Source organism: Butyrivibrio sp. (assembly GCF_024699075.1).
In genome coordinates this window covers 1-3,446 of record NZ_JAILQF010000322.1, presented here as the reverse complement: position 1 = coordinate 3,446, position 3,446 = coordinate 1, and the positions used below count along the sequence as shown (strand labels likewise).

Genomic DNA, 3,446 nt, shown 5'->3' with positions numbered 1-3,446 from the left:
TCTCCATGAGCACCTATGCCATGGATGCAGATGCCAATCACAAGCTCTACGACCTTGGAATTGAAGATTTCAAAGATCAGCAGAATAAGCTTCTTAAATTTATGGCTTAATAATCAGATGACTGTTTTGCTGATTTTATCAAAGAGTTCTTCTATCTGGTCAGGAGTTATGTTGTCTATATGAATACCTCCGGTGCAAGTGACAACGCAGTTATATCTATTACATACTTTTTCTGCTATTATTTTGCAGATCATATCGTCCTTGTGACCGGTAACATTAATGACGGATGTCGTAGAAGAAATGCTTCCATCCCCTGTAAGTGAAGGCCTTGGAATTGCAAGAACAATGCATCCAATATGAGGGCTATCTCCGCCCTTAACAGTTACACATTTATCGCTCCCTATGTCCATTACCTGAATATTAACGCTTCCAAAAGATAATTTTATTTCTATATTTTTCATAAGATTCATGCCCCGCGCCAAGTCTTATGAGCTAGACTTGAATATGTGTTCTAGACCCCGCCCCAGGCCTTGAATTCTTTAATATTTATTCCAAACTGTAATAAAACCTTCCCGACGATATGAATTATCATATCTTCTACTGACGAAGGCTTATTATAAAAAGTCAGCATAGGGGGCACTATCACGCATCCAAGATCAGATGCATCCTTGAGATTGCGAAGATGAATTTTGCCAAGTGGCATCTCTCTTGGTATCAGCACAACTTTTCTGTTTTCTTTAAGACAGACATCAGCAGCTCTTAACACCAGATTATCTGCATATCCTGATACGATACCGGCAAGGCTCTTCATGCTGCATGGCATGATTATCATACCCTCTGTGACAAAAGAACCGCTTGATATCTTAGCTGCCATATCTTTTTCATCATAAATATAATCTGCAAGGCTTGTAAGATATGAGATCGGCTTGTCAGTCTCAAGACCCCAGGTAGTTTTGGCGCCTTCTGAAATGATAAGATGAATTTCAATATCAGGCACTTGCTTTAACCCTTTTAACAGGTAATAACTCATGATAGCGCCTGAAGCGCCTGTTACGCCTATGATTATTCTCACTTGAAACTCCTTTTTATTTCTAAATCATTTTCCAATAATTTACTTCCAACCAAGAATCCTTTTTCCTTAATATTCTTTCGATAATTTACTTCCAATCAGGAATCCATTTCTTAGGATCAACTTCCAGGAATTTGCATCTTTCAAATTCGCTCTTAAGATAATAAGGAACTGTGCAGTCAAATATTGCCTTGCAGGCAATCCCGTGTTCTCTTATGGATGGTGAATATGCCGGATCATTACTTGGATCAAGGACATGTGTATGTACTCCCGGAATCGGGATAAAATCAACATCTCCCTGGAACCTTGTTGTCATGGCCCACATTACATCATTCATATCGAATATATCAACGTCTTCATCAACAAGGAATACATGCTTCATCTCAGAAAAGGCTGAAAAAGCTATAAGTGCAGCCTGTCTCTGTCTTCCTTCATCATTAATATTATTTTTCCTGAACTGAATGATTGTAACGAACTTGCCGCCACCGCAAGGAGCTGCATGAACGTTTACAAGGCGACCTGGCATGGATCTTTCTATAAGGTCTATAACACTTGCTTCTGTAGGAATTCCTACCATGGATACATGCTCGCCGCTAGCACCTATACAGCTCTCCATAATGGGATTATTCCTCGTAGTTACAGCTTTAACCTTAAGTACAGGAAGATAATTTGGGATATCATTGCCTTTGGCATCGCCGGTATATCCGGGGAATTCAGGCATAGCCTTGCCAGTTCCTGAGTTAATATCTTCTCTCATAGTAACACCAGGGATAAGTTCGCCTTCGATAACGTACTCAGCATGAGCTATGCACTTTTCGTCAATAGATACGCAGTTTGCAAGTTCAACAGGCTTTCCTCTTAAGGCTCCTGCAATCTGAAGTTCATTAAAACCGTACGGAGTTGTGGGTGGTTCGAAACCAGCACACATGTATATAGCAGGATCAAGTCCTATGGACACGGATATAGGAAGAGGCTTTCCGGCTTTTAAAGCCTTATCCCACATAGCGCCTATATGACGGCTTCCGGGAGTGATCCACATAGTCATCTCATCTCTTGACTGAATGCAAAGCCTGTGAATAGTTACATCTGAAATATCCCTGTTTTCCGGATCTGTTGCGCAGCAAAGTCCCATTGTGATGTAAGGACCGGCATCTTCAGGTGTGTTAGTCGGGGCGGGAACAAGTTTTCTTAGATCAAAGTCAGGATCTTCTGCCCTATAAATATTTTCGTGGCAAGGAGCAGGTTTTGTGCTTATAACAGGCGGCATTGCATTTTTGACAGCATTTCTTAAGAGCCAGCCAAGCCTCTTGTAGTCATGATCAAGAAGCATTCCAACTCTTTTCCTGCTTGATAACATTCCTATTACAACTCTCGAACCCGGAAATCCCTTTACATTGTTAAAAAGCATTGCCGGTCCGTCTTCCTTTGTAGGACGCATTACAGTGCCTCCACTTCCAACATATCTGTATATACCTGATATCTCAGCATTTGGATCTGCTTCAACATCTGTTTCAACAAGTTGCCCCTTTTGTGTTTTTAAATATTCAAGGGCACTTCTAAGATCATAAATGTTACTCATAGCTCCTCCGACTAGTTATATTTTTACCTGTCATAATTCATATTTTTTCGTCTTAAGAATAAGCCTTTAATTGAATGCAAGAACAGGTTTTTCTTTTACAAAAACAATTGTACTTAATACTAGTATTTACCTTCAATTCTGATTCTCCTGTCATAATTTCCATTTTGGAATAAATAACGGTATAATGAATATGTAACTGCGTCTAACGAAAGGATCTTATTTATGAATATTGATTATTTGCAGGAATTTGTAACACTTGCTGAAACCATGAATTACAGCGAAGCCTCTGATCGCCTGTACATGAACCAGTCTACCCTCTCCAAACATATTAAAGCTTTGGAAAAAGAGCTTGATGTCTCTCTTCTTGACAGAAACACCCGAAACGTTGAGCTCACCTCATACGGTCGTCAGCTGCTTCCCTATGCCGAGCAGATAAGCAAACTGAATTATAAATATCTTCGTGAGCTTTCCCAGAAAAAGAATAACGTACTTACAATTGGTGCAATTCCAACAATTACCCAGTACGGTCTGTTAGATATAATACTTGAATTCAAGAAGAAACATCCGGACATAGAATTAAGGATTGATGAGCAGGACTCAACAATCCTTCAAAAAGGTCTTTTGGAGGGCAAATACGAACTTGCTTTTATGCGAAGTTTCAAGGCAAGCTTTAATTTGGATGACGATTTTGCACAAAAGTTTGAAGCAGTTTCCTATTTTGACGATCACCTTGTTGCATTTATTCCTAAATGTAATAACTTATATAAGCGCAAGAAGCTCACTATTCCTGAGCTTTCC

Annotated in this window: 4 protein-coding genes; 1 reads left to right on the top strand and 3 read right to left on the bottom strand. The window is 39.6% G+C overall.

Going from position 1 to position 3,446, the window contains the following annotated elements; translation table 11 throughout:
• Positions 1-113: 113 nt before the first annotated feature.
• The 3 genes from K6G87_RS13075 to K6G87_RS13065 all read right to left on the bottom strand — a co-directional run bounded on the left by K6G87_RS13075 (position 114) and on the right by K6G87_RS13065 (position 2,648).
• The gene (locus K6G87_RS13075) at positions 114-461 is read right to left on the bottom strand and encodes a prenylated flavin chaperone LpdD (RefSeq protein WP_296838102.1); all 348 of its coding nucleotides are present in this window, start codon (positions 459-461) and stop codon (positions 114-116) included.
• A 50-nt stretch (positions 462-511) separates the two neighbouring features.
• Complete coding sequence (locus tag K6G87_RS13070) at positions 512-1,072, bottom strand: UbiX family flavin prenyltransferase (RefSeq protein WP_296838099.1); 561 nt, start codon at positions 1,070-1,072, stop codon at positions 512-514.
• Between the two features lie 85 nt (positions 1,073-1,157).
• Positions 1,158-2,648 (bottom strand): UbiD family decarboxylase, encoded by a 1,491-nt coding sequence (locus K6G87_RS13065; protein ID WP_296838097.1) that lies wholly within the window; start codon positions 2,646-2,648, stop codon positions 1,158-1,160.
• Between the two features lie 222 nt (positions 2,649-2,870).
• Here K6G87_RS13065 and K6G87_RS13060 point away from each other — a divergent pair.
• Positions 2,871-3,446 (top strand): LysR family transcriptional regulator (locus K6G87_RS13060; RefSeq protein WP_296838094.1); only part of this gene is annotated, 576 nt, incomplete at its 3' end.